Below are 24548 nucleotides of genomic sequence, written 5' to 3' on the forward strand. Positions count from 1 at the left end.
GTCTGGCCGAACGAGTCCCCATACCCTCGTTCGGTCAGACGCGCCGCCGCTGTTTGTGTTTGTGCCGTATAATGACCGTTACCTATGACGCGATACAAAAGAAAGGTGTTTGCCCATGCAGGCACAGAAGGCGGAGGGAACCCGCGACCTTATCGGCGCCGAGATGCGCGCCTGGCAAAAGATGCAGCAGATTGCGGCCGGCGTGTTCGAGCCGTTTGGTTTTAAACCCATCGAGACGCCCGCGATCGAGCAGGTGGACGTGTTTGTCCACGGTATCGGCCAGTCGACCGACGTCGTACGCAAGGAAATGTTCCGCGTGTTCAGCGGTGCCAACCTGGAGCGCGTCTTTACCGAGGGCACCGACACCAAACTCAAGCCCAAGCAGCGCCTGGCACTTCGCCCCGAGGGCACGGCCGGCGTGGTGCGCGCCGTCGTCGAGAACAACCTGGTGCCCCAGGGCTCCACGCCGTTTAAGGCGTACTACGCCGAGGCCATGTTCCGCGGCGAGCGTCCCCAGAAGGGCCGCCTGCGCCAGTTCCACCAGGTGGGTATCGAGTGGCTCGGCGCTCCCGATCCGGCGGCAGACGCCGAGTGCATCATCATGCTCATGGAGTTCTACAAGCGCCTGGGCTTCGATCTTTCCAAGCTTCGTCTGCTCATCAACTCGATGGGTGACGCCCAGTGTCGTCCGGCCTATCGCGAGCAGGTCAAGCAGTTTATCCTCGATCACGCCGACGAGATGTGCGACGAGTGCCGCGAGCGCGCCGAGCTCAACCCGCTGCGTGCCTTCGACTGCAAGAACGACCACTGCCGCGAGATCATGGCCGAGGCTCCGCTGATGGGTGACAACCTGTGCGACGAGTGCCGCGAGCACTACGAGCAGGTCAAGCGCTATCTGGATGCCGCCGGTATCGAGTATGTCGAGGATCCCACCTTGGTGCGCGGCCTGGACTACTACACCCGTACTGTCTTTGAGGTCGAGGCCCCCGGCGCCGGCGTCGGCTCCATCGGTGGCGGCGGCCGCTACGACGGCCTGGTCGAGCTCGAGGGTGGCAAGCCCACGGCGGGCGTCGGCTTTGCCGTCGGTTTTGAGCGCGCCCTGCTGGCCCTGCAGGCCTTTGGCAGCGATCTGGGTGCCGATGAGGCCCCGTGCGTCTATGTCGCCAATGCCGGCAAGGAACTGCGCCAGAACGTCTTTGCCATTACGCAGGAGCTTCGCGCCGCAGGCATCGTGACCGAGGCCGACTATCAGGGCCGTTCGCTCAAGGCCCAGTTTAAGCAGGCCGATAAGGTAGGCGCCAAGCTCATCCTGGTTCTGGGTGGCGACGAGCTTGCCGCCGGCAAGGTCAAGGTGCGCGACATGCAGAGCCATGACGAGGTTCTCGTCGATCTGGCCAACGTCGTCGAGGCGGTTCGCGAGCGTCTGTAGCGTATGATTTTTGAGCTGCGGGCCCGCTAACATGTCCCGCTTGCGCCGAGCGATTGTTACGGGGGTGTTTCGCATTTATGCGGAATGCCCCCGTTTGTGTATGCCGTCCACCGAGAAATACGACCATTTAGAGCAAAAACCCTTGCAATGCAGAAAATACTTTTGTGTGGTAAAGCGCAATCAGTGTCGAAAGTATTTCTCAAGCGCCTATAATGAATACCGCATGTTACGTGCATAGAAGGAGGAATGGGAGGAAACGTGGCTGAGAACCTAAGCAACCAGTCTGTACCCGAAGCCGCGGCGCGCGTCGCTGCCGTGGTCAACCGCCTCGTTAACCGAATCGGCTCGAATGCCGAGTCCAGGGAGCGTCTCGCCGAGATCGAGATCCCCGAGGAGCTGCGCGACAATCTGGCGTTGTTCCTGCGCCTGGAGCGTCGTGTGCTTAGCGAGTATGATCCTGAGATCGCGGACCTGTTCGACAAGATCCTGTCGGCCGAGATTGTGGCCAATGCCGGTAACCCCGGTACCCGCGCTGCCGACGAGGCCGTCGACGAGCAGGGCGTGCCCACCGCCGACGAGCCCACTGCCGTGGCATTTCGTGAGGTCGTCGATCTGATCGACAGCCTGCCGCTCGATAAGCAGCAGGTCATTGTCCGCGCCTTTACGAGCTTCTTCCATCTGGCAAACCTGTCGGAGGAGAACTACCGTGTGGCGCAGCTGCGCGAGCGCGAGGCCGGTGCGTCGACCGATACCGAGGTCGATCCCGCCAACGAGCTTACCGTCGCCTATCACCAGCTGGTGAATGAGCTGGGCGTCGAGGGCGCCAACGAGCTGCTCGGCAAGCTTGAGTTCCATCCCGTCTTTACCGCGCATCCCACTGAGGCCCGTCGCAAGGCCGTCGAGGGCAAGATTCGCCGTATCTCCAACCTGCTGGAGGAGCGTCCGCGTCTGGGCGGCTCCGACCTGGTGGAGAACGAGCGTCATATGCTGCAGGAGATCGACGCCCTGGTGCGTACGAGCCCCATCGCGCTCAAGAAGCCCACGCCGGTCGAGGAAGCCGATACCATCATCGACATCTTTGATAACACGCTGTTCGACGTCATCCCCGTTATCTATCGTCGTTTTGACGACTGGGTGCTGGGCGACAAGGCCGGTACCGTGCCGCCGCTGTGCCCGGCGTTCTTCCATCCCGGCAGCTGGATCGGTTCCGACCGCGACGGTAACCCCAACGTCACCGCCAAGGTGAGCCGTGAGGTCGCCGCCAAGTACTTTACGCACATGGTGCTCAAGCTCGAGGACAAGTGCCGCCGCATCGGCCGCAACCTCACGCTCGAGACCACCTACAGCAAGCCTTCTGCCGAGCTCATTAACCTGTGGAACCATCAGGTCGAGATGAGCCCTCGGTACACGGCCCGCGCCGAGCTGATCTCCGAGCACGAGCCGCATCGCGCCGTCATGCTCGTCATGGCCGACCGCCTGAACGCCACCGTGCGCCGCATCACCGACACCATGTATCACAGTGCCGACGAATTCCTGGATGACCTGCGCGTCGTCCAGCGTTCGCTTGCTGCCTGCGGTGCCGTCCGTGCCGCCTACGGCCCGGTCCAGACCATCATCTGGCAGGTCGAGTCTTTCGGCTTCCATATGGTCGAGATGGAGTTCCGTCAGCACTCCGTGGTGCATGCCCGCGCCCTTAAGGATATCCACGAGAACGGTATCCATGGCGATTTGCAGCCCATGACGCGCGAGGTCATCGATACCTTCCGCGCTATCGGTTCCATCCAAAAGCGCTACGGCAAGAAGATGGCGCACCGCTACATCATCTCGTTCACTAAGAGCGCCCAGCATGTGGCCGATGTCTTTGAGCTTGCCCACCTGTCCTTTGCGCACGAGGAGGATGTCCCCGAGCTCGACGTGATCCCGCTGTTCGAGCAGCTCGAGGACCTCGAGGGCTGCGTCGACGTGCTCGACCAGATGCTCACGCTGCCCGTGGTACAGAAGCGCCTTGCTCAGACCAACCGCCGCATGGAGGTTATGCTGGGCTATTCCGACTCCTCCAAGGACGCCGGTCCTACCACGGCCATGCTCGCGCTGCATTCTGCGCAGGAGCGCATCGCCAAGTGGGCAGAGAAGAACGATATCGACCTGGTGCTCATGCACGGTCGCGGCGGTGCCGTGGGCCGTGGCGGCGGCCCGGCCAACAAGGCCGTGCTGGCGCAGCCCAAGGGTTCGGTCAACTGCTTCTTTAAGCTCACCGAGCAGGGCGAGGTCATCTTTGCCCGTTACGGCAACCGCACGCTGGCTCAGCGCCATGTTGAGTCCGTTGCCGCCGCAACGCTTTTGCAGTCGGCCCCGAGTGTCGAGAAGACCAACACCGAGACCACGCAGAAGTTCTGGGATATGGCAGAGAAGCTCAACGCCGCAAGCCACGAGCGCTATCTGGACCTGCTGAACACCGAGGACTTTACACCATGGTTCTCGACCGTGACGCCGCTGACCGAGGTCGGTCTGCTGCCGATCGGCTCGCGTCCCGCCAAGCGCGGCCTGGGCGCCAAGTCGCTCGATGACCTGCGTACCATTCCGTGGATCTTCAGCTGGAGCCAGGCGCGCATTAACCTGGCCGCTTGGTACGGCCTGGGCACCGCCTGCGAGCAGCTGGGCGATCTTGACCAGCTCAAGGCTGCCTACCAGGAGTGGCCGTTCTTCCGCACCTTTATCGACAACATCGAGATGTCGATTGCTAAGACCGATCAGCGCATCGCCAAGATGTATCTGCACCTGGGCGACCGCGATGATTTGTCCGAGAAGGTCTTCACCGAGATGCAGCTCACGCGTAAGTGGGTCCTTGCCATCGTCGGTGATGAGTGGCCGCTGCAGCGTCGTCGCGTGCTCGGCTGCGCCGTCCGCGTGCGCAACCCCTACGTCGACGCCCTGTCCATCGCCCAGGTACGCGCCCTTCGCGAGGTGCGTATGAACCAGGACGAGATGGCCGAGGAGAAGAAGGCCGAGTACATGAGCCTGATTCTTTCGACTGTGACCGGCGTCTCGGCAGGTTTGCAGAACACGGGGTAATCGATAGCCCTGTGGCTCTCACCGGGACCCGATGGGTTTCCCTCTGAATGCGTCCTCGCACTTGAAGCCCCCTTATCCTGCTCCTTCGGAGCTGCGGATAAGGGGGCTTCGTGCTGCGGAGTGCATTCAGAGGGAAACCCATCGGATCCCTTCGTCCTCGGTCTTCTGGGATTAAGCTGATGAGAATAAGGTGCGCTTCGCGCCTTACAGCTGTGACTGCCGCGGTCCCGTTTGGGATCGCGGCTGTTTTGTTGTGGGTCAAATATGAACGTTGTGTTAATGAGTCGGTGGACGGTGGTGTTTTTCGGTGAGCGGCGTATCCTTCCAACGGTTTATCTAGTGTGTCAGTTGAAAAGGAAGAGGGCGCTCGTCATTGTTTGAATGTGAACTGCCGTTTGACCACAAGACGTTGCATCTGGAGCTCGAGGATAAGAACTTCGCGGGTGTGATGGAAGGTCATCAAAACGAGTTTAAGACTACAAAATCGCAGGAAGAGCTGGTAGAGGAGTCGCTTGCCAACCCTTATGGCTCGCCTTCGCTCGAGGAGCTTTGTGCTGGCAAGAAGGATATCGTCATTATTAGCTCCGATCATACGCGTCCCGTTCCCTCGCGTGTGACGATGCCTATTCTGCTGCATCACATCCATTCCGCTGCGCCCGAGGCGCGCGTTCGCATTCTGGTTGCTACGGGTATGCATCGTCCGTCGACGCATGAGGAGCTCGTCAACAAGTACGGCGAGGAGATCGTTGCCAACGAGGAAATCGTTATGCACGTCGCGACTGACGACAGCATGATGAAAAAGATCGGCACCCTGCCTTCTGGCGGCGAGTGCATCATCAACAAGATTGCTGCCGATTGCGATCTGCTGCTTGCCGAGGGCTTTATTGAGCCGCACTTCTTTGCCGGTTTCTCTGGTAGCCGCAAGTCCGTCCTGCCTGGTATCGCCAGCTACAAGACCATCATGTACAACCACAACGGTCAGTTTGTGAACGATTCCCATTCGCGTGCCGGCAACCTGTGCCACAACCACGTGAGCGAGGACATGTTTGCCGCTGCCGAGATGGCTCACCTTGCCTTTGTGCTCAACGTGGTGCTCAACGGCAAGCACGAGGTCATCGGCTCCTTTGCCGGCGACATCCACAAGGCGCACGAGGCTGGCTGCGAGTTCGTGAAGAGCCTTGCCGGCGTTGAGCCCGTTGAGTGCGAGATTGCCATCACCACCAATGGCGGCTACCCGCTCGACCAGAACATCTATCAGGCCGTGAAGGGCATGTGCTCTGCAGAGGCCACACTTCCCGAGGGCGGCGTGATCATCGATGTCGCCGGTTGTGCCGACGGTCACGGTGGCGAGGGCTTCTATCACAACATCGCCGACAATGATCCGGCAGAGTTTGAGCGCGCCTGCATCGACCGTCCTAAGGACGAGACCCTGCCCGACCAGTGGACGAGCCAGATCTTTGCCCGCATCCTCGCGCATCACCCTGTGATCATGGTTACCGACCTGTGCGATCACCAGATGATCAAGGATATGCACATGACGCCGGTTAACACCCTCGATGAGGCGCTCAAGCTCGCCTTTGAGATGAAGGGTGCCGATGCCAAGGTGGCCGTCATTCCCGATGGCCTGGGCGTTGTCGTCGCACAGCACTAGTACGCGGCCTAAACGAATCGTTTATAACCGACAAGAAAGATAAGGTTTTATGCTTACCAAACTCCTCTGCGAATTCGGCGCAACGGCCCTCATGATCATCTTTGGCGTGGGCGTGCACTGCGATACCGTACTCAAGGGCACCAAGTATCAGGGCTCCGGTCACATGTTTGCCATCACCACCTGGTCTTTTGGCATCTCGGTCTGCCTGTTTGTCTTTGGCGGCGCCGTGTGCATGAACCCCGCCATGGTGCTTGCCCAGTGCATCGTCGGTCTGGTGCCGTGGAGCAGCTGCATCCCCTTCATGATTGCCGATATGCTCGGCGGCTTTGTAGGCGCCGTGATCGCGTGGTTGATGTATGCCGATGAGTTCAAGGCTTCCGAGGGCGTCGTCGACCCCATTGCCCAGCGCAACATCTTCTCGACCAACCCCACCACCGAGGGCGCCAACTATGCTCGTAACTTCTTCTGCGAGGCTATCTGCACCTTTGTGTTCATCAGCGCCATCCTTGCTGCCGCTAGCCGCGCCGGCGAGAACGTTTTGATGCTCGCTATCTGCGTCGGTCTGATCGTTTGGGCTGTTGGCATGGGCATGGGCGGCATCACCGGATTCGCCATGAACCAGGCTCGTGACCTTGGTCCTCGCATGGCCTATCAGGTGCTGCCGATCAAGAACAAGGCTGACAACAACTGGAAGTACGGCCTGCTCGTTCCTGGCATCGCTCCGTTTATCGGTGCTGCTCTGGCCGCGCTGTTTGTGCATGGTTTCTTGGGCATGTTCTAGTCTGAGGCTACATAGTTGTCCGCCGTCCGCATGGGGTAACTTCCCAGCGCGTCCTCGGACATGCAAAAAGGCTCGCTGCGCACTTTGTGCGGCGAGCCTTTTTGCGTCCTGCGGAGTGCGCTGGGAAGTTACCCCATGCGGACGGCTGCGGGGTCTTTGTTGCGTTCGCACAAGCAACCCAACATATATATCTGAATTTGGATGGGAGGGGCTTGTTGCTGTTGGGGGCATCGAAGTGCGAGTGACACTTTGGGATGCGTGGCGCCTTGGGGTGGGGCGGTGCTTTGAGATGAGCTTCTTACTTAGCTGAAGAGGGGTTTTATGGCTGATAGGTAGTCTTTGGCTACGTTCTCTTTTGGGGCTTGGAAGTTGTGCCAGGCCCACCATTGGACCATTCCTACGAAGCTTGAGGCTATGTGGTGTAGTAGGAAGCTTCGGTCCATGGTGGCGGCGGGGCCGCTTGGGTCGGTAGGGACGGTTTCGGCTGCGCGCGACATGATGGTCTTGCGTAAGCAGTCGGCGAAGACGCGTGAGCCGGCGCCGGCTACGAGGGCGCGTACGCCCTGACGACGATCCCAGAGGTTGTTGAGAATATGCTCGACTTGCACGAGTGGGTCGTCGAGCGGTGTGCCATCGTCGTCGAGGGCGTGGGCGCAGATGTCGCTCACGAGCTCGGACAGTAGGTCGTCTTTGCTCTTAAAGAGGCCGTAGAATGTCGCGCGGCCTACGTGAGCGCGCGCGATGATGTCGCCGACGGTAATCTTGCCGTAGTCCTCTTCGCGTAGCAGCTCGGAGAACGCCGCAACGATGGCAGCGCGGCTTTTTTCTTTGCGGGCATCCATGGCTATGCGTCCACGTGAACAAGCAGGCAACGGAGCGTGCCGGAGCAGCCCTCGTAGGGGCGCTTACCGGCGCCGTAGCCGACGGCTTCGATGCGGTAGCGGGCCGGCAGGTGCTCGGACGTGCGCAGTGCGGCGACGATGGCGGCGCCCGTGGGCGTCACGAGCTCGCCGGCGACCGGTGCGGGCGCGAGGGCGATATTGCCCGCCTGGCACAGGTTGACGACAGCAGGGACGGGAATGGGCATGAGGCCGTGGGCGCAACGAATGGTGCCGTGGCCCTCGGAGAGCGACTCGACCACGATGTCCTCAATACCAAGGTCATCGAGGCAGATGGCGACCGAGCAGACGTCGACGATGGAATCGACGGCGCCCACCTCGTGGAACATGACGGTCTCGGGCGTTTTGCCGTGAGCCTTGGCCTCGGCAGCAGCGAGTACGGAAAAAATGGCGACGGCGCGACGCTTGGCGCCATCGCTTAGCTGCGAGCCATCGATGATGGCGGTGACGTCCGCCAAAGAACGGTGGTGATGGTGATGGGCGCGATGGTGGCCCTCGTGGCCATGACTGTGGCCCTCATGGTCATGCTCGTGGCAGTGCTCGTTCTCGCCATGATCATGATGGTGGTGCTCATGCTCACGCTCATGCTCATGCTCATGCTCATGTGTGTGCTCGGCAGCTGCTTCGTTGCCGTAGAGCCAGGCCATGTCGTGGTCGTGGTTCTCGAGCTCCTCTGCCAGCTGAACGTCAAAGTCGCAGGCGTCGATGCCATGCTTGTTTACACGTGTAACGGCAATCTCAAAGCCGCCGACCGGAAGCGTGGCGAGCTGCTCACGCAGATGCTCCTCGCTGGCGCCCAGATCGAGCAGGGCCGCGACGGTCATGTCGCCGCTGATGCCCGAGGTGCCGTCGATGATAAGCGTGTGCTGATGGTTGGACATGGAATGCTCCTTAACGGGCGCGGGGTGTGCTGGCGCTCAGATGATTGATAAGACTTGCCTGGTAGGCGGCGCCGAAGCCATTGTCGATGTTGACGACCGAAACGCCGCTGGCGCAGGAGTTGAGCATGGCGAGCAGCGCGGCTACGCCACCAAAGCTCGCGCCGTACCCCACGCTGGTGGGAACGGCGATGACCGGACAGCTCACCAGACCGCCGACAACGCTCGCCAGAGCGCCCTCCATGCCGGCGATGGCGATGACCACCTGTGCCTGGGCAAGTTCCTCGGCATGCGCGAGCAGGCGGTGCAGGCCGGCGACACCTACGTCGTAGAGGCGGTCGACCTCGTTGCCATAGAACTCGGCTGTCAATGCGGCTTCCTCGGCGACGGGCAGGTCGCTCGTGCCGGCGCAGGCGACGACGATGTGTCCGTTGCCGGTGGGGGAGGGCTTGCCACCCACCAGGGCGAGCTGGGCGTCCGGGACATATCCCAGGTCGATGTCGTTGCCAAGAAGCTCAGCGGTGCGCGCGGCTTTTTCGGCATCCAAGCGTGTGACTAGGATGCGCTCCTGGCCGGCATCGCGCAGCGCCTCGATAATGGCGGCAATTTGCTCGGCGGTTTTACCGGCACCGTAGACAACCTCGCCGGCTCCCTGGCGCACTCCGCGCGAAAGATCGAGCTGCGCAAAGCCCAAATCGGCAGTCGGAGCCGTCTGGATGCGCGTAAGGGCGTCGGCGGGGGTGACTGATCCGCCGGCAACATCGCTCAGCAGCTGCTCTAGATCTCGCTTATCCATATATGTTCCCTTCGACGGCGCAAAGTCTAGCACTCAAAGGGTATGTTTCCGAACACTAAGACAAAATTGTTCGGAAACTATAGGACAGACTGATTCTATTGTTAGAAGGATCGACTAGTCGCGCAGGATGATATCCATGGCGAGCATCAGGTTGCGCTCGTCGATGGCAAACGGGGCGGCTTCGCGCGTCTTGGGCTTGGCGCAAAACGCGATGCCCGTGCCCGCGGCCTGAATCATGGGGATGTCATTGGCGCCGTCGCCGATCGCGACGGTGTGGGCCATGTCGACACCGCACTCAACCGCCCAATCCAGCAGCTGAATGAGCTTGGATTCCTTGGTCACAATGTCTGCCGCCAGCTTACCCGTGAGCTTGCCGTCCACGACTTCCAGACGGTTGGCCAGGCAAAAATCGATGCCCGCGGCGGCCACGATCTTGTCGGCGACCTCGTGGAAGCCGCCGCTCACCACGCCGACCTTCCAGCCCTTGCTGTGCGCCGAGCGCACAAGCTCCAGCGCGCCGGGAGTAAACGTCACGCGCTCAAAGGTGCGCTCGAACACGCTCTCATCCAAGCCGGCAAGCAGCCCCACGCGCTCCTCGAGCGCCTGCTTAAAGTCAAGCTCGCCGCGCATGGCGCGTTCGGTGATCTGTGCTACCTGCTCGCCCACGCCGGCTTCCTCGCCCAACAGGTCGATGACTTCCTGGTTGATGAGCGTGGAGTCGATATCCATAACAATGAGGCGTGCAGTCATGACGGGCCTTTCCAAGTGCTGTTTTATTGGGGCATATTGTCGCACGTGACGAGCGCGGGCGGGTGCCGCGGTGCGTCAATTGTTTCGTCTCCGTCAAGTCTTTGGGCAGGAGCTACTTTTCCGCGGCACATCGACACAGGTGCGATAAGATAGAACGCCATGTCTGGCTGCGCGGTTTACGCAGGCTGGGCAAATCTGTACGACGCCGCCCGGAACGACACGGGGCGGCACAGATCCATAAAGGAGGATCACTGGTATGAGCCAGACCCGTCCCATCGACGAGCATTCCATGCACACCCGTACCTGCGGCGAGCTTCGCCGCGAGAACGTGGGCGAAGAGGTCACCCTCACCGGTTGGGTGAGCCGTCGCCGCGACCACGGCGGCCTTATCTTCTGCGATCTTCGCGACCGCGAGGGCATCACGCAGCTCACCTTCGACCCCGAGCACTCCGACGGCGACGCCTTTAAGATCGCCGAGACCATGCGTCCCGAGTGGCCCATCAAGATCCACGGCGTCGTGCGCTCCCGTGGCGAGGAGACCACCAACACCAAGCTCGCGACCGGCGAGATCGAGGTCCTGACCGACCACGCCGAGGTGCTCAACACGTCCGTCACCCCGCCGTTCCAGATCGAGGACGGCATCGAGACCAGCGAGGACACCCGCCTGCGCTATCGCTATCTGGACCTCCGCCGTCCCGAGATGATGGCCAACCTCAAGCTGCGCTCCGACTTTACCTTTGCCATTCGCGAGGCACTGCACAACCGTGAGTTCATGGAGGTCGAGACGCCCTCCCTGTTCAAGTCCACGCCCGAGGGCGCCCGCGACTTCATCGTCCCCAGCCGCATCCAGCCGGGCAACTTCTACGCCCTGCCGCAGTCCCCGCAGCTTCTGAAGCAGCTGCTTATGGTCGGCGGCGTCGAGCGCTACTACCAGGTTGCCAAGTGCTTCCGCGACGAGGATCTGCGCGCCGACCGCCAGCCCGAGTTCACTCAGGTCGATATCGAGATGTCTTTCGTGGACCAGAACGATGTTATGAGCGCGCTCGAAGAAGTCCTGTCCGATGCCTTCGGCCGCATGGGTGTCGAGATGCCCACGCCGCTGCGTCGCATGAACTACTGGGATGCCATGGACACCTATGGCTCCGACAAGCCCGATACCCGCTATGGCATGCACCTGGTCGACCTGACCGACATCTTTGCCAACTCCAAGTTCAAGGTCTTTGCGACCGCCGCAAATGAGGAGGGCTCTGTCGTCAAGGCCATCAACGCCAAGGGCGCCGGTGCCTGGGCACGTGCCAAGATCGATAAGCTCGCCGGCGTGGCCTCCACGTTTGGCGCCAAGGGCCTGGCATGGATCGCCTTCCGCGAGGACGGCTCCATCAACAGCCCCATCGTCAAGTTCTTCTCGGACGAGGAGATGGCCGCTCTGCGCGAGCGCATGGACGTCGAGCCCGGCGACCTTGTGATGTTCGCCGCCGGCCCGCGCCTGCTCTCTGATGAGATCCTGGGCGGTATGCGTTCGCACATGGCCAATGCGCTTGAGATCAAGCGCGAGGGTCACGACTTCCTGTGGGTCGTCAACTTCCCGCTGTTCCATTGGGACGAGGATCGCAAGGCCTATGCTGCCGAGCACCAGCCTTTTACCCTGCCGACCGAGACCGACATCGCCAAGATCGAGGCCGATCCCCTGGCAGCCGGTTCGTGCACCTACGACTTTGTCATGGACGGCTTTGAGGCCGGCGGTGGCGGTATGCGTATCCACAACGCCGAGATGCAGATGTCCATGCTCAAGCTCCTGGGCTTTACCGAGGAGCGCGCCGAGTCTCAGTTCGGCTTCCTCATGGAGGCCCTCAAGTTTGGTGCGCCCCCGATGGGCGGTTTCGCTCTGGGGCTGGACCGCGTGTGCATGCTGCTTACCGGTTCCGACTCCATCCGCGACGTCATGGCGTTCCCCAAGACGGCCAGCGGCTCTGACCTTATGTCGGGCGCCCCGAGTGCCGTTAGCGGTGCCCAGCTCAAGGACGTCAGCCTGCGCCTGATGTAGGCGAGCGGCTACATATTGCCCGTAACGAGGGAAGGACGCGTGCCTTCCCTCGTTTTTTATGCGCCGAGGTTGTGAGGGCATGGGGTGACCGGACGTCGAGGAAACTGCGTCCCGGAATTTGCGTCCAGAATGGGATGTACTTTCCGCCAGGGTCGCTCAGCGGAAACTGTGTCCCATCATTGACGCTCGAAATGGGATGCGATTTCCGTCCCGCCCTCAACAAGCATCTAACGCTACAATAACTACCACGTGGCTGGGTTTGGCCGGCCGAATGTGCGATGTCGTGGGAGGGGACATGGTCGAGTTTACAAAGACGATTAAAGATCCGTTGGGATTACATGCCCGCCCGGTTGCGCTGCTCTATGACATCATTGCCAAGCATCGTAGCGACGTGTCAGTTTCGATTGGCAATCGTCATGTCGATGGCCGCGACGTTATAGGGCTCATGGCACTCTGCGGCGAATGTGGCGAAGACATCATCTTCCGCGTTTCGGGCGTGGATGAGGCCTCCTGCGTCACGTCGATCAGAAACCTCTCGCTCTAAGCGCATCAATGTGACAAGGGGACAGTCCCCTTTGTTGCATAAATTGGTATGACAAGGCACCGCAAAGAGATGGTCTTTGTGGTGCTTCTTTTGTTTCATATAGGAAACTTTTTCGAAATCTGAATGGGGACCCTTTCCAAAAAGTTAACCACGTGTTAGTTTACTAAAGCGAACATAGACGTGGTTAACTTTTAACGCGTCGATGTTGAGGACGAACTGACGTTAGGAGCCACTCATGTCTTGCGGACCGCAGATGCCGGCAATGCCGCTTTCGATGGTAAAAGCGGGCGAAACCGTGCGCGTGTCTCGTGTAAAGGGCAATGAGGATATGAAGCACCACCTCAAGGACCTCGGCTTTGTCGAGGGCAGCGAAATCCACGTGGTGAGCTCGAGTGGCGCCAATATCATCGTCACCGTGCTGGGCGCACGCTTTGGTATCGATTCCAAGGTTGCCATGCACATCATGACCGTCGGTTAGTCGACGGTATTTCTGTACGCACTGAAAGGGGGACAAGTAAATGAAGACGTTGGGTGACGTTAAGGTGGGCGAGAGCTCCACCATCGTCAAGCTTCACGGTGAGGGTGCGCTTCGCCGCCACCTTATGGACCTGGGGCTCATCAAGGGCACGTCGTTTAAGGTCGTGAAGGTTGCACCGCTCGGTGATCCGGTCGAGATCAACGTGCGCGGCTACGAGCTTTCCATCCGCAAGGAGGAGGCGGCCGTCGTCGAGGTCCAGTAAGGGCCGGCGGCGCATATTTCTGCAGATAAAGTTAGGTTTTTCTAACTTAATGCAGCAACTTTGAAGCACATTATCCAGCCTGCGCGGAGAAAGCAGCGCAGGCACACAAGGAAGAAGGATTGAATGGCGGATTCTCAGATCCATGTCGCACTTGCGGGTAACCCCAACTGCGGCAAGACCACGCTTTTCAACCTGATCACCGGCGCCAACGGCTACGTTGGCAACTGGCCCGGCGTCACGGTTGAGAAAAAGGAAGCCAAGCTCCTAAGCGACAAGAACGTTACCATCACGGACCTCCCCGGCATCTACTCGCTTTCCCCCTACAGCCCCGAGGAGCAATGCTCGCGCGATTACCTCATGAGCGGCGAGCCCGATGTAGTCGTCCAGGTGGTCGACGCCACCAACCTCGAGCGCAACCTGTACCTGGCGCTTCAGGTTATCGAGACCGGCCTGCCCGTGGTCGTTGCCCTCAACATGGCCGACTTGGTCGAGAAGAACGGCGACAAGATCGACACGGACAAGCTCTCCAAGAAGCTCGGCTGCCCGGTCATGATGATCTCGGCCCTTAAGAACAAGGGCATCAAGGAGCTGTTCGAGCAGGTTAAGAAGTCCGCTGCTTCCAAGGGCGAGGTGCCGGAGCACAAGTTCGACTCCTCCATCGAGGACGTTCTGGACCACATCGAGAACAACCTGCCGGCGAGCGTTCCCGCTAACAAGCGTCGCTATTACGCCGTCAAGCTGTTCGAGCGTGATGCAGACGCCTGCAAGCTCATCAACCTCACCAAGGAGAAGGCCGCTCGCGTGGAGGAGCTGGTCGCCCAGTGCGAGCAGGACTGCGACGACGATGCCGAGTCCATCATCACCGGTGAGCGCTATGGCGTCATCGCGCACATCATCGATGAGTGCCTCACCAAGGCCCCGGCCAAGATGAGCACCTCCGAGAAGATCGACCGTGTGGTTACCAACCGTATCCTGGGCTTGCCGATCTTTGTCGTCATCATGTTCTGCGTGTACTACATCGCCGTTTCTACCCTGGGCGGCACGGTGACCGACTTCACCAACGACCAGCTCTTTGGCACCGACGGTTGGTATGTGCTCGGTCAGGGCCGCGATGCCTACGATGCAGCCGTCGAGGCTGCGGGCGACGATGCCGACTCGGTTGACCCGGCGCAGTACGGCCCCTATGTCCCGGGTATCACCACCGCGGTGCATGACGCCCTTGTGGCGGGCGGCACCGAGGACGGCGGTCTTGTTGACTCCCTCGTCTGCGACGGTATCGTGGCCGGCATCGGCGCCATCATGGGCTTTGTCCCGCAGATGTTCCTGTTGTTCGTGATGCTCTCTTTCCTGGAGGACTGCGGCTACATGGCCCGCGTCGCCTTCATCATGGACCGCGTGTTCCGCCGCTTTGGCCTGTCCGGTAAGTCCTTCATCCCCATGCTCGTGACCTCGGGCTGCGGCGTTCCCGGAGTCATGGCTACCAAGACCATCGAGAACGAGAAGGACCGCCGCATGACGGTCATGACCACCACGTTCATCCCCTGTGGCGCCAAGCTGCCGATCATCGCCCTGCTCATGGGCTCCATCATCGGCGATTCTTCCACCACCGCCGCGTGGATCAGCCCGCTCTTCTACTTCCTGGGCGTCTTTGCCGTCATCGCTTCGGGCCTCATGCTCAAGAAGACCAAGCTCTTCGCCGGCCGCCCGACGCCGTTTGTTATGGAGCTTCCTGCCTACCACTTCCCGGCGATCCGCTCTTGGGCGCTGCACGTGTGGGAGCGCTGCTGGGCCTTTATCAAGAAGGCCGGTACGGTCATCTTCGCGTCCACTGTCGTGGTTTGGTTCCTGTCCAACTTTGGTAGCTACAACGGTTCCTTTGGCTACCTGCCCGCGATGGACGGCATCTCCGAGGAGTTCATGGACTACTCCGTGCTGGCCATGCTCGGTAACCTGATCTCCTGGATCTTCGCCCCGCTTGGCTTTAGCACCTGGCAGGCAACAGCGCTGTCCGTCTCGGGCCTTGTCGCCAAGGAGAACGTCGTCGCCACCGCCGGCTCGCTGCTGTCCGTTGCCGACGCGGGCGAGACCGACCCGAGCCTGTGGACCGCGTTTGCCGGCATGTTCCCCACCATGGGCGCTTGCGTCGCCTTCGGCGCGTTCAACCTGCTGTGCGCTCCGTGCTTTGCTGCCATGGGTGCCATCCGCAACCAGATGGATTCCGGCAAGTGGTTCGCGATTGCCATCGGTTACGAGTGCATCTTCGCTTGGGTGATCGGCCTGTTCATCAACCAGTTCTACAACCTGCTTGTGTTGGGACAGTTTGGTATCTGGACGGTTGTGGCCATCGTGCTGCTGGTTGCGATGCTCTTCCAGATCTTCCGTCCCATGCCCAAGCATGCATGGACCGACGAGGACGAGACCAACGCTGCTTCCGCCGCAGTTTCCGCTTAAGTCCGAATAAGGATTAACCCCTTTCCACGAGCCCGGGTGTCCCAGCGACACTCGGGCTTTTTGGTGGGGGAGATATGGCGTTTCCGCAGATAAAACCGACCAAAATAAACCGTCCCTATTTGGTAGGTGGAGAATGGGGTAAAGTAAGTGATGGTTAACTAGAGGAGGCTTGCTATGGCACCTATCGATATTGTTGTACTGGCTGTTATCGGCGTTGCGTTTGTCGCGGTATGCGTGCGCATCTACCGCAAGGGCACCTGCGCCGACTGCGCTCAGGGTGGCGTTTGTACGGGGCATTGCTCCAACAAAAAGACGTGCGCTGCACTTAAGGGCGTAGACAAAATCGCCGAAGACTTGGGCCGCGGTATTCATTAGCCGACCGGCGTTTGGGTATGTTTGGCCGCGGATACGGCGGTTGCTGATATGATAAGTACGTTAGCAACTGCCGCCGAGCGGCTTAAACGAAAGGAACCCTGTATGGAGTCCTCCGCCTATCCGATGCTCTTTAGCCCGATCAAGGTCGGTACGACCGAGGTCAAGAACCGCGTCTTTATGCCGCCGGTGTCCACCAACCTGGCCGATCATGGCTATGTGACCGACGATTTGGTCGATCATTACCGTGCCCGTGCCAAGGGCGGCGTGGGCCTCATCATCACCGAGGTCGTGACGGTCGAGCCCACCTATACCTATCTGCCGGGCGATATGTGCTGCTACGACGACACGTTCATCCCCGGCTGGGAAAAGCTCGCCGCGGCCGTCCACGAGTATGGCTGCAAGATCATGCCGCAGCTCTTCCACCCCGCCTACATGGCCTTTAACATTCCGGGCACGCCGCGCCTGATCGCTCCGTCCTTCGTGGGACCGTCCTATGCCCGCGAGGCACCGCGCCCCATCACGGTCGACGAGATTCACGAGCTCACGCATCAGTTTGGCGACGCTGCCGTGCGTATGCAGAAGGCTGGCGTCGATGGCGTCGAGGTCCATGCGGCGCACGCCCACGGTATGCTCGGCGGCTTTTTGACTCCGCTCTACAACAAGCGCACCGACGAGTACGGCGGCTCGCTCGACGCCCGCATGCGCTTCTTGCTCGAGGTCATCGCCGAGATTCGCGAGCGCTGCGGCAAGGACTTTATCATCGACGTCCGTATTTCGGGCGATGAGTACACCGATGGCGGCCTGACCCTCAACGACATGATCTACGTCTCGCGTCGTCTGGAGAAGGCCGGCGTCGACATGATTCACGTGTCGGGCGGTACCACCATCAAGCGCGGCTCCGCGATTCCCGCCGCCGGTACCCAGCAGGCCTCGCATGCCGCCTGCTCGCGCGAGATCAAAAAGCACGTCAACATTCCCGTCGCCACCGTCGGACGTATTAACGAGGCCTGGATCGCCGAGGAGCTGATCGAGGACGGCGCTGCCGACATCTGCATGATGGGCCGCGCCAATCTGTGCGATGCCGAGTTCTGCAACAAAGCCGCTGCCGGCAACGCTGACGACATCCGTCCCTGCATCGGTTGCCTGCGCTGCCTGAACGGCATTATGTTCGGCAAGCGCATCTCCTGCACCGTCAACCCGGACGTGGAGCGCGACGAGGCCGGCTACGAGCCTGCCGCCGAGGCCAAGAACGTGCTCGTTGTGGGCGCTGGTCCTGCGGGCATGGAGGCAGCCTACATTGCCGCCAAGCGCGGCCACAACGTGGTGCTCGTTGACAAGCAGGATGAGCCGGGCGGCGAGATGCGCATCGCGGCCGTTCCGCCGGCAAAGCAGGAACTCACCCGCGTGATCAAGTATCAGTATCGTCGCCTGGCTGAGGCCGGCGTGAAGCGCGCATTTGGCACCGAGCTTACTGCCGAGGACATTCAACGCGACTACGCGGGCTACGAGGTTGTCCTGGCTTATGGCGCCGAGCCCATCGCTCCGGCCTTCATGCAGGGCTTTAAGCAGGTTATGACGGCTGACGACCTGCTGGGTGGCAAGGCTTTCCCGGGCAAGAAGATCGTCATCGTGGGCGGCGGCACCGTCGGTTGCGAGACGGCAGATTACCTGGCCCCGCTGGTTAACGACCTGTCGCCGGCCAATCGCGATGTCACTGTTATCGAGATGACCAAGACGCTCGCCGCCAACGAGGGCGGCGCCGGTCGCGCGGTGCTCATCACGCGCATGCTCTCCAAGGGCGTCCACGTGCTGACCGAGGCCAAGGTGACCGAGATTACCGAGGATGCCATCAGCTACGAGAAGGATGGCGAGGTCCACACCATCGCCGATGCCGATACGCTGGTGCTTGCCATGGGCTATCGTCCCAACACCAAGTTGGCCGACGACCTTGCCGCTGCTGGCGTTGCTGTCCACGTGCTGGGCGATGCCCAGAAGTGTGGCAACATCCGCGATGCCATTGGCGATGGCTACAAGGTTGCCTGCGAACTCTAGGCAACCCCTTTGCACCAATCGATTGAAAAAGCGGCGGCTACCCTGTGTGTTGGGCAGCCGCCGCCTGCGTTCGACGGGAAGGCGCAGATAGTCCGATTAGGGCCCAGGAGCTCCTTGACCTTGGCGATGATGGCCTCGTCGGTGGCGTTGGCAAAGAAGTGCTCCTGGAACGGTTTTCGTCTTGCAGGGCAGTTGCCGTTTCTACAGTTCAACTTCCAGTTCGGCTTTGTGCTCGTAGAGGTAGTCGCGCATGTAGGGGATGGCAAATGAGACCTTGCCGTACGAAGGAGCCTCGATAATCGATTCTCTTAACAGGCGGCTGCGGACGGAGCTCACCTGTTGAGGCGTTTTGTTTAGGGCATCGGCAACCATGCTGGTCGAGCTCGTCTGCCCCAAAGACGCCATGCTCAGCAGATAAGCGATGCACGTGGGCGGAATGCGCTGCAGCGCGGGCTCAATCACCATGGCGCAGAAGCGTTCGCGTGCCGTTGCAATGCCGCGCTCGGCTTCTTCTTCTCCAATAATCGGTGTATGTGCGCGTCTTGCCAACTGCCATGCGTAGTATCCAACGAGTTGGATCATGAAAGGATAGCCTTGCGTTGCCTCGGCAAGTTGGCCGGCAATACCTGGCTGCAACTCCATGCCAGACGCTTCAATGGTTTCCTCGAGGGAGTACGACACTTCGGTTACTGCCACAGCCTTCAGATCAAAGGGGAGGGCACGGCGCAAAAACGTAAGTGTCTTTCCGTTGATGATGCTTTCAATCATCGAAGGCAGCCCAGCAAAAACAAAGGCGATATCAAGGTCTTCGCCGATAACCTGCTGAATCGCAATGGAGAGCGTTCGGACCTCATCGAGCTCTGCGTCTTGAACCTCGTCGAGAGTGATGAGCAGGCCATTTCCATTCTTGGTTATTGTCTGTCTCATGGCGTCGCGTAGCGATGGGCCGATTCGCTCAATATCTATGCTGCCGATGGATATGCCAGCTACGGTGGGCTCAAATCTGGCGTGTTTGGCCTGGAATTTGGGCTGCAGCTGTTCGAGAATGCGCTGGCAAAGTCCCTCGGTTGCGACCTCTTTTATGACCGTCCAGCCACGGCTTTGCGCCAAACGTGAGCACTCGTCAAGGAGGACCGTCTTGCCCGTTCCACGGACGCCGGCTATGCGCATTAGGCGCCCAGGGGCACCAGGCCCGTTGACGAGGCCTTCACTGAATTCTTCGAGCACATCTTCGCGGCCGATAATCGTGGGAGGTGTTTTACCTGCTGTGGGCTTAAAAGGGTTTGTTTGCATGTGAGCCACCTTTGCTCAAGATATAGCAAGATATAGCAAAGTATAGCAAGATATAGCAAAGTATAGTGAGATATAGCAACGTATAGCGCTGTTCGCGGGTTCTTACGGTGGTGCTATTTTCCGAATGCCGCGCGGATAAAGCGCTGGGCGAACAGCTTGTTGGCAACTCACGAGGGCTCGGGGTGCCAATTTGGGGTGCAGTAGTGCTGCGCCACGAAAAGGGCCTATCTACTACGTTTAAGCCGCAGGGGTCAACCATAGTCGGCTTTTTCGAAAATCGACAAGCTGTCTACCTGCGGTTTTGTTTTCACGGTTTTCGGTATGGCCGAGGCTATCCGTGTTAACGTAGTAGATGGGCCACTTTTGTGGCAAGGGGGCCGATCTGCGGGCCAGGGTAGCTAAAAGAGCCCCGTCCCAAAAAGACTGATTGGGAGCTGGGGCGTGTCGATGCGATAGTATTACGTGGTGATATTCGACAAACCGTGGGCTTCATCCGAGGGCTTTATGGAACAACACCAGCATTATCAGAGCCTGCAAGACCAGGCATACAACGCATTGCGCTCCAAGATCATCTATGCCGAGCTCAAGCCTGGCACGCGCCTTTCGGCGATTGGTCTGGAAAAGGAGACGGGAATCGGGCGCACGCCCATTCGCGAGTCCTTTGTGCGCCTGCGTGAGCAGGAGCTGGTGGAAACGCGTCCCAAAAGCGGCACTTATGTCTCAAAAATCAGCATGGAGCGCGCCGAGAACGCCTGTTTCTTGCGCGAGAAGCTCGAGAGAAGCGTGCTCATTAAATGTTGTTCGGCTGCTACGCCCGAGCAAAAGCAGCGGCTTGAGCAGATTCTTGCCGAGTCCGAGTCACTCGACCATAGCGAAACACGTCGTTTCTTTGACCTGGACAACCTGTTCCATGAGACGTGTTTTGAGATTGCCGGTCGTCACATGTTGTGGGATTGGATGAAGAGCATCAACACGCATTTTGAGCGATACAACTGGTTGCGTATGGTGTCGCAGGATTTGGATTGGGAGCCGATTCGTCGGCAGCATCGCCGGATTCTCGAGGCCATTAAGGGGGGCGATACCGACACGGCGAGCTATCTGGCAGAGACGCACCTGCACCTGATGCCCGAGGAGCAGGGCCCGGTTATCGCCTTGCATCCCGACTATTTTGAGCTGTCCAAAGACTCGGCCATCTAACTCGCCCCCTTCATTAGTTGCGGTGAAATAGGGATTGTTTTGCGGCTCTGATGGTGCAAGCAGTCCGTATCTCACCGCAACTGCCGGGGCACTATCGGGGCACGAAAAAGCTGCGGCGCCGCTTGGAGGAAAAGACCGGAAGCAAGGGCCCATTCCTCCAGACGGCGCCGCAGCTGTTTTGATGGCTCGGTTTTTGTCGATGTGGCTCAACTGGGCGCGGTTGCCAGCCGAGTAGGCAAAGCGGCTCGGGGGCGTGTCGCTTCCGTCACGTTCTATCAGCATACAAGACGGTTTTGGTTCTTGTTCGTGACGGAAACGGCGCGCTTCCGAGCCGCTTTAAAAGAAAGGGGGCGAGGTCTAGGGCACGCCCCCTTTCACGATAGAGAGCTAAACCTAGCCGCGGACCTTCTTGACGACGTCCATGGCCTCGCGGGCAATCTGCTCGACCTTGGAGAAGTCGCCGTCGGCAAACAGGGCCGGCTTGACCATCCAGGTGCCACCGCAGGCGATGATGGCGGAGGAGCTCAGGTACTCCTCGACGTTGGCAGTGCTCACGCCGCCGGTGGGCATAAAGCGGTGACCGACAAACGGAGCGGCGAGGGCCTTGATGGTGTTCAGGCCGCCATACTGGGACGCGGGGAAGAACTTGGTGACCTTGAGGCCCAGGTTCTCGGCTGCGGTGACCTCGGAGGGGGTTACGGTGCCGGGAAGGACAGGCAGGTCGATGTCGATGCAGTGCTTCACAACGTCCTCGTTGTAACCCGGGGAGACGATGAACTTGGCACCGGCTGCGCGGGCCTGCTCAACCTGCTCGACGGTCAGGACAGTGCCGGCGCCAACGCACATCTCGGGCTCGGCCTCGGCCATAGCGGCGATGCACTCGGCGGCGCAGGCGGTGCGGAAGGTGACCTCGGCGGACTTCATGCCAGCTGCCATAAGGGCGTGGGCGAGCGGAGCGGCGTCCTCGACCTTGTCGAGCACGACGACCGGCACGATGCCCAGGGACTCAAGCGTGGTGTAGAACTGATCGAACACAATGTTCCTTTCGATGTATGGCGCGCATGGGCGCGTGATTGCCAAATATGCTGGTCAGGAGCCGATTTTGGATTGGTTATCGGAGGCACTGCTTGGGGTTCAAGCAATTCCAAAACCAGCTGCTCGACCAGTCATGTAGGGAATGCCAGGCAAAACCGGAATGGGACTGGTGGTTTTGTCCAGCCGGAGGAATCGGGGAGCGGGCCGCAGGGGTATGGGATTGGAAAGCTGCGGCCCGCGGAATGGAGACGGACTAGCGCGCGACGCGGGTGCCACCGTCGGCGGCGGATGCCACGGCTGCGATCTCGTCTGCGGTCACCAAGTTGGAATCGCCCTTGATGGTGAGCTTGAGGATCGAGGCTGCAATCGCGTAGTTGACGGCGTCCTGCGGGTCAAAGTCGTTGATGAGGGCATGGACGAAGCCGGCGTTGAAAGCGTCGCCGGCGGCAACGCCCTCGAGCACGTGCACATCGTGAGCAGGGGAGAACCAGTACTCGCCGCTCTCGGCGTCAAAGAGCATGCCCATCCAGATGGAGCGCTCGACGCAAGAGATGTTGCGGACGACCGAGGCGACCTTTTTGCAGCCGTACTCGGCGCAGATCTGACGGGCCATCTCGACGTAGGTGTCGCGCTCCTCGATGCCATGGGCAAGGGAACCAGAGACGCAGGTCATGCCGAGGCCGGCGGGCGCATCCTCGTCGTTGGCGATGCAGATGTCGACGAGCGGCAGGAGTTCCTTCATGGTGGCCTGCGACTTCTCGGGCGACCACATCTTGCCGCGATAGTTCACGTCGCACACGGTGGTGATGCCCTTGGCGCGGCAGGCGGCGAGTGCCTCCTTGCAGGCGGCGGCCATCTCATCGGAGACGGCGGGGGTCACGCCGGAGAAATAGAAGACATCGATGCCCTTGAGGATCTCGTCCCAGTCAAAGACGTCGCGTTTGGCCATGTTGATGGCAGAGAACTTGCGGTCGTAGACGCAGCCGTTGCCGCGCTGCGAGGCGCCGACCTCAAACACATAGGAGCCAAGACGGTCGCCCTGACGCACGACGCGCGTTGTGTCGACGCCGTAGGCCTTCAGCGAGCGCAGCGCGCACTCGCCTAGGCGGTTGGCCGGGACAACGGATACGTAAGCGGCCTTGTCGCCTTGGTAGGCCAGGGAAAGAGCGGTGTTGGCCTCGGCGCCACCGTAGCGGACGTCAAACTCGGTTGCCTGCTCAATGCGCAGATGATCTTTGGGCGAGAGCCTCATCATGATTTCGCCGAAGGTAAGAACCGTTTTACCCATGGTCGCGCAGCTCCTTCTTGCTCGTGCGTACACCTTTGATATGGCGTTGGCGCGGAGGTGCCAAGACGGTAGGGTACATCTTTGCACCTCCGCGCCAACGCTTGCCGAAATCGGTTTACGAAATCGGTTTCGTTTCGAGTTGTAGTATACTCACCTACAGCGTTTTGCAAGCGAGATTTTTAAAAAAATGCCTAAAATGGTTCAGACTGCCGACTTTGGGAAACGGGGTGCGCTATGGCGCAGATGAGAATCAAGGACATTGCCGCCGAGGCGGGCGTGAGCCCGGCCACGGTCTCGCGCTATCTCAACAACCGTCCCGGGCAAATGACCGAGGAGACCCGTGCCCGCATTGCCGAGGTCATCGAGCGTACCGGCTATCGCCCACGTGCTGCCGCGCGCAATCTGCGCAGCTCGCGTACCAACCTCATCGGTGTGATCCTGGCCGACATCGCCAACCCGTTCTCCAGCGCTATGCTCGAGGGCCTTTCCGCCAGCGCCGCGGCGCGCGGCTGCTCGCTCATGACGGCCATTAGCGGCAACGACCCCGCTAAGGAAGCGGAGTCGCTCACCAGACTTATCGATGCCGGCGTGGACGGCCTGGTCGTCAACACCTGCGGAGGCAATGACGAGGCGATCGCCGCGGCAGCGGGACGTCTGCCCGTCGTGCTGCTCGACCGCGACGTTGCCGACGGCGGTGTTGACCTGGTGACATCTAACAACCGTGAGCTGGTCGCCGGCTTGGTAGACGCCTTGGCAGCTGCGGGCAGCGAGCGTCTGTGCCTGCTCACCGAGGCAAGCGACGATAGCCCCGTGCGTCGAGAGCGCGCCGAGGCCTTTGCCGACGAGCTTTCGCGCCGCGGCCTTGCGGGCGAGGTCGTCACCCTGGCCGATGGTGGCGCCACGGGCGTTGGCCGTTTGGACAAGACCATCCGCGACTACGCGGGCAAAAGGCTCGGCCTTATCGCCGTCAACGGCCTGGTTTTCCTGCGTTTGACCGAGGCGCTGGCGCAGCTTGGTCCCTCGCTGCCGGCGGGGCTCAAGATCGCAACGTTTGACGACTACCCCTGGAACCACGTGCTCTTTGGCGGCGTCACCACGGCCGCGCAGGACACCCTCACCATTGCCGAGCGCGTAGTCGAGCGCCTTTCCGAGCGCATCGACGTTGTTACCACCACCGTGGGCGAGGCCGCAAAGCTCGCCCCCAAGCGCATCGAGATTCCCGGCCACATCGAACACCGCGCTTCGACCTCGCGCTAGCCTGTGTGATAATATA

The 24548-nt window shown here is 60.4% G+C and carries 20 protein-coding genes; 13 read left to right on the top strand and 7 right to left on the bottom strand.

Going from position 1 to position 24548, the window contains the following annotated elements:
- The first annotated feature begins 115 nt into the window (after positions 1–115).
- The 4 genes from hisS (at position 116) to larD (ending at position 6933) form a co-directional block, all read left to right on the top strand.
- Positions 116–1429 (top strand): histidine--tRNA ligase, encoded by a 1314-nt coding sequence (gene hisS / locus PMX21_RS01470; protein WP_117763585.1) that lies wholly within the window; start codon positions 116–118, stop codon positions 1427–1429.
- Between the two features lie 258 nt (positions 1430–1687).
- Positions 1688–4501 (top strand): phosphoenolpyruvate carboxylase, encoded by a 2814-nt coding sequence (locus PMX21_RS01475; protein WP_416378164.1) that lies wholly within the window; start codon positions 1688–1690, stop codon positions 4499–4501.
- A 373-nt stretch (positions 4502–4874) separates the two neighbouring features.
- Positions 4875–6152, top strand: coding sequence for a nickel-dependent lactate racemase (larA, locus tag PMX21_RS01480; protein ID WP_022093875.1), 1278 nt, complete (start codon positions 4875–4877; stop codon positions 6150–6152).
- A gap of 49 nt (positions 6153–6201) precedes the next feature.
- The gene (larD, locus tag PMX21_RS01485; protein WP_271757478.1) at positions 6202–6933 is read left to right on the top strand and encodes a D/L-lactic acid transporter LarD; all 732 of its coding nucleotides are present in this window, start codon (positions 6202–6204) and stop codon (positions 6931–6933) included.
- A gap of 302 nt (positions 6934–7235) precedes the next feature.
- On the opposite strand, the gene PMX21_RS01490 is transcribed toward larD, so the two are convergent.
- From PMX21_RS01490 to serB, 4 genes are all read right to left on the bottom strand, one after another.
- Entirely contained in the window at positions 7236–7775 is a 540-nt protein-coding gene (locus PMX21_RS01490; protein ID WP_271757481.1) for a TetR/AcrR family transcriptional regulator, read from the bottom strand.
- Between the two features lie 2 nt (positions 7776–7777).
- Positions 7778–8713: a nickel pincer cofactor biosynthesis protein LarC gene (gene larC, locus PMX21_RS01495; protein ID WP_271757484.1), complete on the bottom strand. Its 936-nt coding sequence runs from the start codon at positions 8711–8713 to the stop codon at positions 7778–7780.
- 10 nt (positions 8714–8723) lie between these two features.
- Positions 8724–9506 (bottom strand): nickel pincer cofactor biosynthesis protein LarB, encoded by a 783-nt coding sequence (gene larB, locus PMX21_RS01500; protein ID WP_271757488.1) that lies wholly within the window; start codon positions 9504–9506, stop codon positions 8724–8726.
- A 114-nt stretch (positions 9507–9620) separates the two neighbouring features.
- Positions 9621–10256, bottom strand: coding sequence for a phosphoserine phosphatase SerB (gene serB / locus PMX21_RS01505; protein WP_117563673.1), 636 nt, complete (start codon positions 10254–10256; stop codon positions 9621–9623).
- 256 nt (positions 10257–10512) lie between these two features.
- On the opposite strand from serB, the gene aspS reads away from it, so the two are divergent.
- The 7 genes from aspS to PMX21_RS01540 all read left to right on the top strand — a co-directional run bounded on the left by aspS (position 10513) and on the right by PMX21_RS01540 (position 18462).
- Positions 10513–12300: an aspartate--tRNA ligase gene (gene aspS, locus PMX21_RS01510; RefSeq protein WP_035136850.1), complete on the top strand. Its 1788-nt coding sequence runs from the start codon at positions 10513–10515 to the stop codon at positions 12298–12300.
- Between the two features lie 295 nt (positions 12301–12595).
- The gene (locus PMX21_RS01515; RefSeq protein ID WP_238022489.1) at positions 12596–12844 is read left to right on the top strand and encodes an HPr family phosphocarrier protein; all 249 of its coding nucleotides are present in this window, start codon (positions 12596–12598) and stop codon (positions 12842–12844) included.
- Between the two features lie 235 nt (positions 12845–13079).
- Positions 13080–13322: a FeoA family protein gene (locus PMX21_RS01520; protein WP_040358815.1), complete on the top strand. Its 243-nt coding sequence runs from the start codon at positions 13080–13082 to the stop codon at positions 13320–13322.
- Positions 13323–13362: 40 nt separating this feature from the next.
- Complete coding sequence (locus PMX21_RS01525; protein ID WP_006234774.1) at positions 13363–13584, top strand: FeoA family protein; 222 nt, start codon at positions 13363–13365, stop codon at positions 13582–13584.
- A 123-nt stretch (positions 13585–13707) separates the two neighbouring features.
- Positions 13708–16035 (top strand): ferrous iron transporter B, encoded by a 2328-nt coding sequence (feoB, locus tag PMX21_RS01530; RefSeq protein WP_271757494.1) that lies wholly within the window; start codon positions 13708–13710, stop codon positions 16033–16035.
- A gap of 174 nt (positions 16036–16209) precedes the next feature.
- Entirely contained in the window at positions 16210–16410 is a 201-nt protein-coding gene (locus PMX21_RS01535) for a hypothetical protein (protein ID WP_195443947.1), read from the top strand.
- A 102-nt stretch (positions 16411–16512) separates the two neighbouring features.
- Complete coding sequence (locus PMX21_RS01540) at positions 16513–18462, top strand: NAD(P)/FAD-dependent oxidoreductase (RefSeq protein WP_271757497.1); 1950 nt, start codon at positions 16513–16515, stop codon at positions 18460–18462.
- Between the two features lie 201 nt (positions 18463–18663).
- On the opposite strand, the gene PMX21_RS01545 is transcribed toward PMX21_RS01540, so the two are convergent.
- The gene (locus PMX21_RS01545) at positions 18664–19755 is read right to left on the bottom strand and encodes an ATP-binding protein (protein WP_271757499.1); all 1092 of its coding nucleotides are present in this window, start codon (positions 19753–19755) and stop codon (positions 18664–18666) included.
- Positions 19756–20259: 504 nt separating this feature from the next.
- Between PMX21_RS01545 and PMX21_RS01550 the strand changes: the two genes are divergently transcribed.
- Entirely contained in the window at positions 20260–20952 is a 693-nt protein-coding gene (locus tag PMX21_RS01550; protein WP_271757502.1) for a GntR family transcriptional regulator, read from the top strand.
- 393 nt (positions 20953–21345) lie between these two features.
- Here the strand turns inward: PMX21_RS01550 and eda are convergent, their stop codons facing one another.
- Together eda and PMX21_RS01560 are read right to left on the bottom strand one after the other, a co-directional pair.
- Entirely contained in the window at positions 21346–21987 is a 642-nt protein-coding gene (gene eda, locus PMX21_RS01555) for a bifunctional 4-hydroxy-2-oxoglutarate aldolase/2-dehydro-3-deoxy-phosphogluconate aldolase (RefSeq protein WP_055286010.1), read from the bottom strand.
- 253 nt (positions 21988–22240) lie between these two features.
- Positions 22241–23275 (bottom strand): sugar kinase, encoded by a 1035-nt coding sequence (locus tag PMX21_RS01560; protein ID WP_195240513.1) that lies wholly within the window; start codon positions 23273–23275, stop codon positions 22241–22243.
- 234 nt (positions 23276–23509) lie between these two features.
- On the opposite strand from PMX21_RS01560, the gene PMX21_RS01565 reads away from it, so the two are divergent.
- A complete protein-coding gene (locus tag PMX21_RS01565; RefSeq protein WP_271757503.1) occupies positions 23510–24532 on the top strand; it encodes a LacI family DNA-binding transcriptional regulator in 1023 nt (340 codons plus the stop codon).
- Positions 24533–24548 lie beyond the last annotated feature (16 nt).

Source organism: Collinsella aerofaciens, assembly GCF_028209885.1.
GTDB lineage: Bacteria > Actinomycetota > Coriobacteriia > Coriobacteriales > Coriobacteriaceae > Collinsella > Collinsella aerofaciens_BA.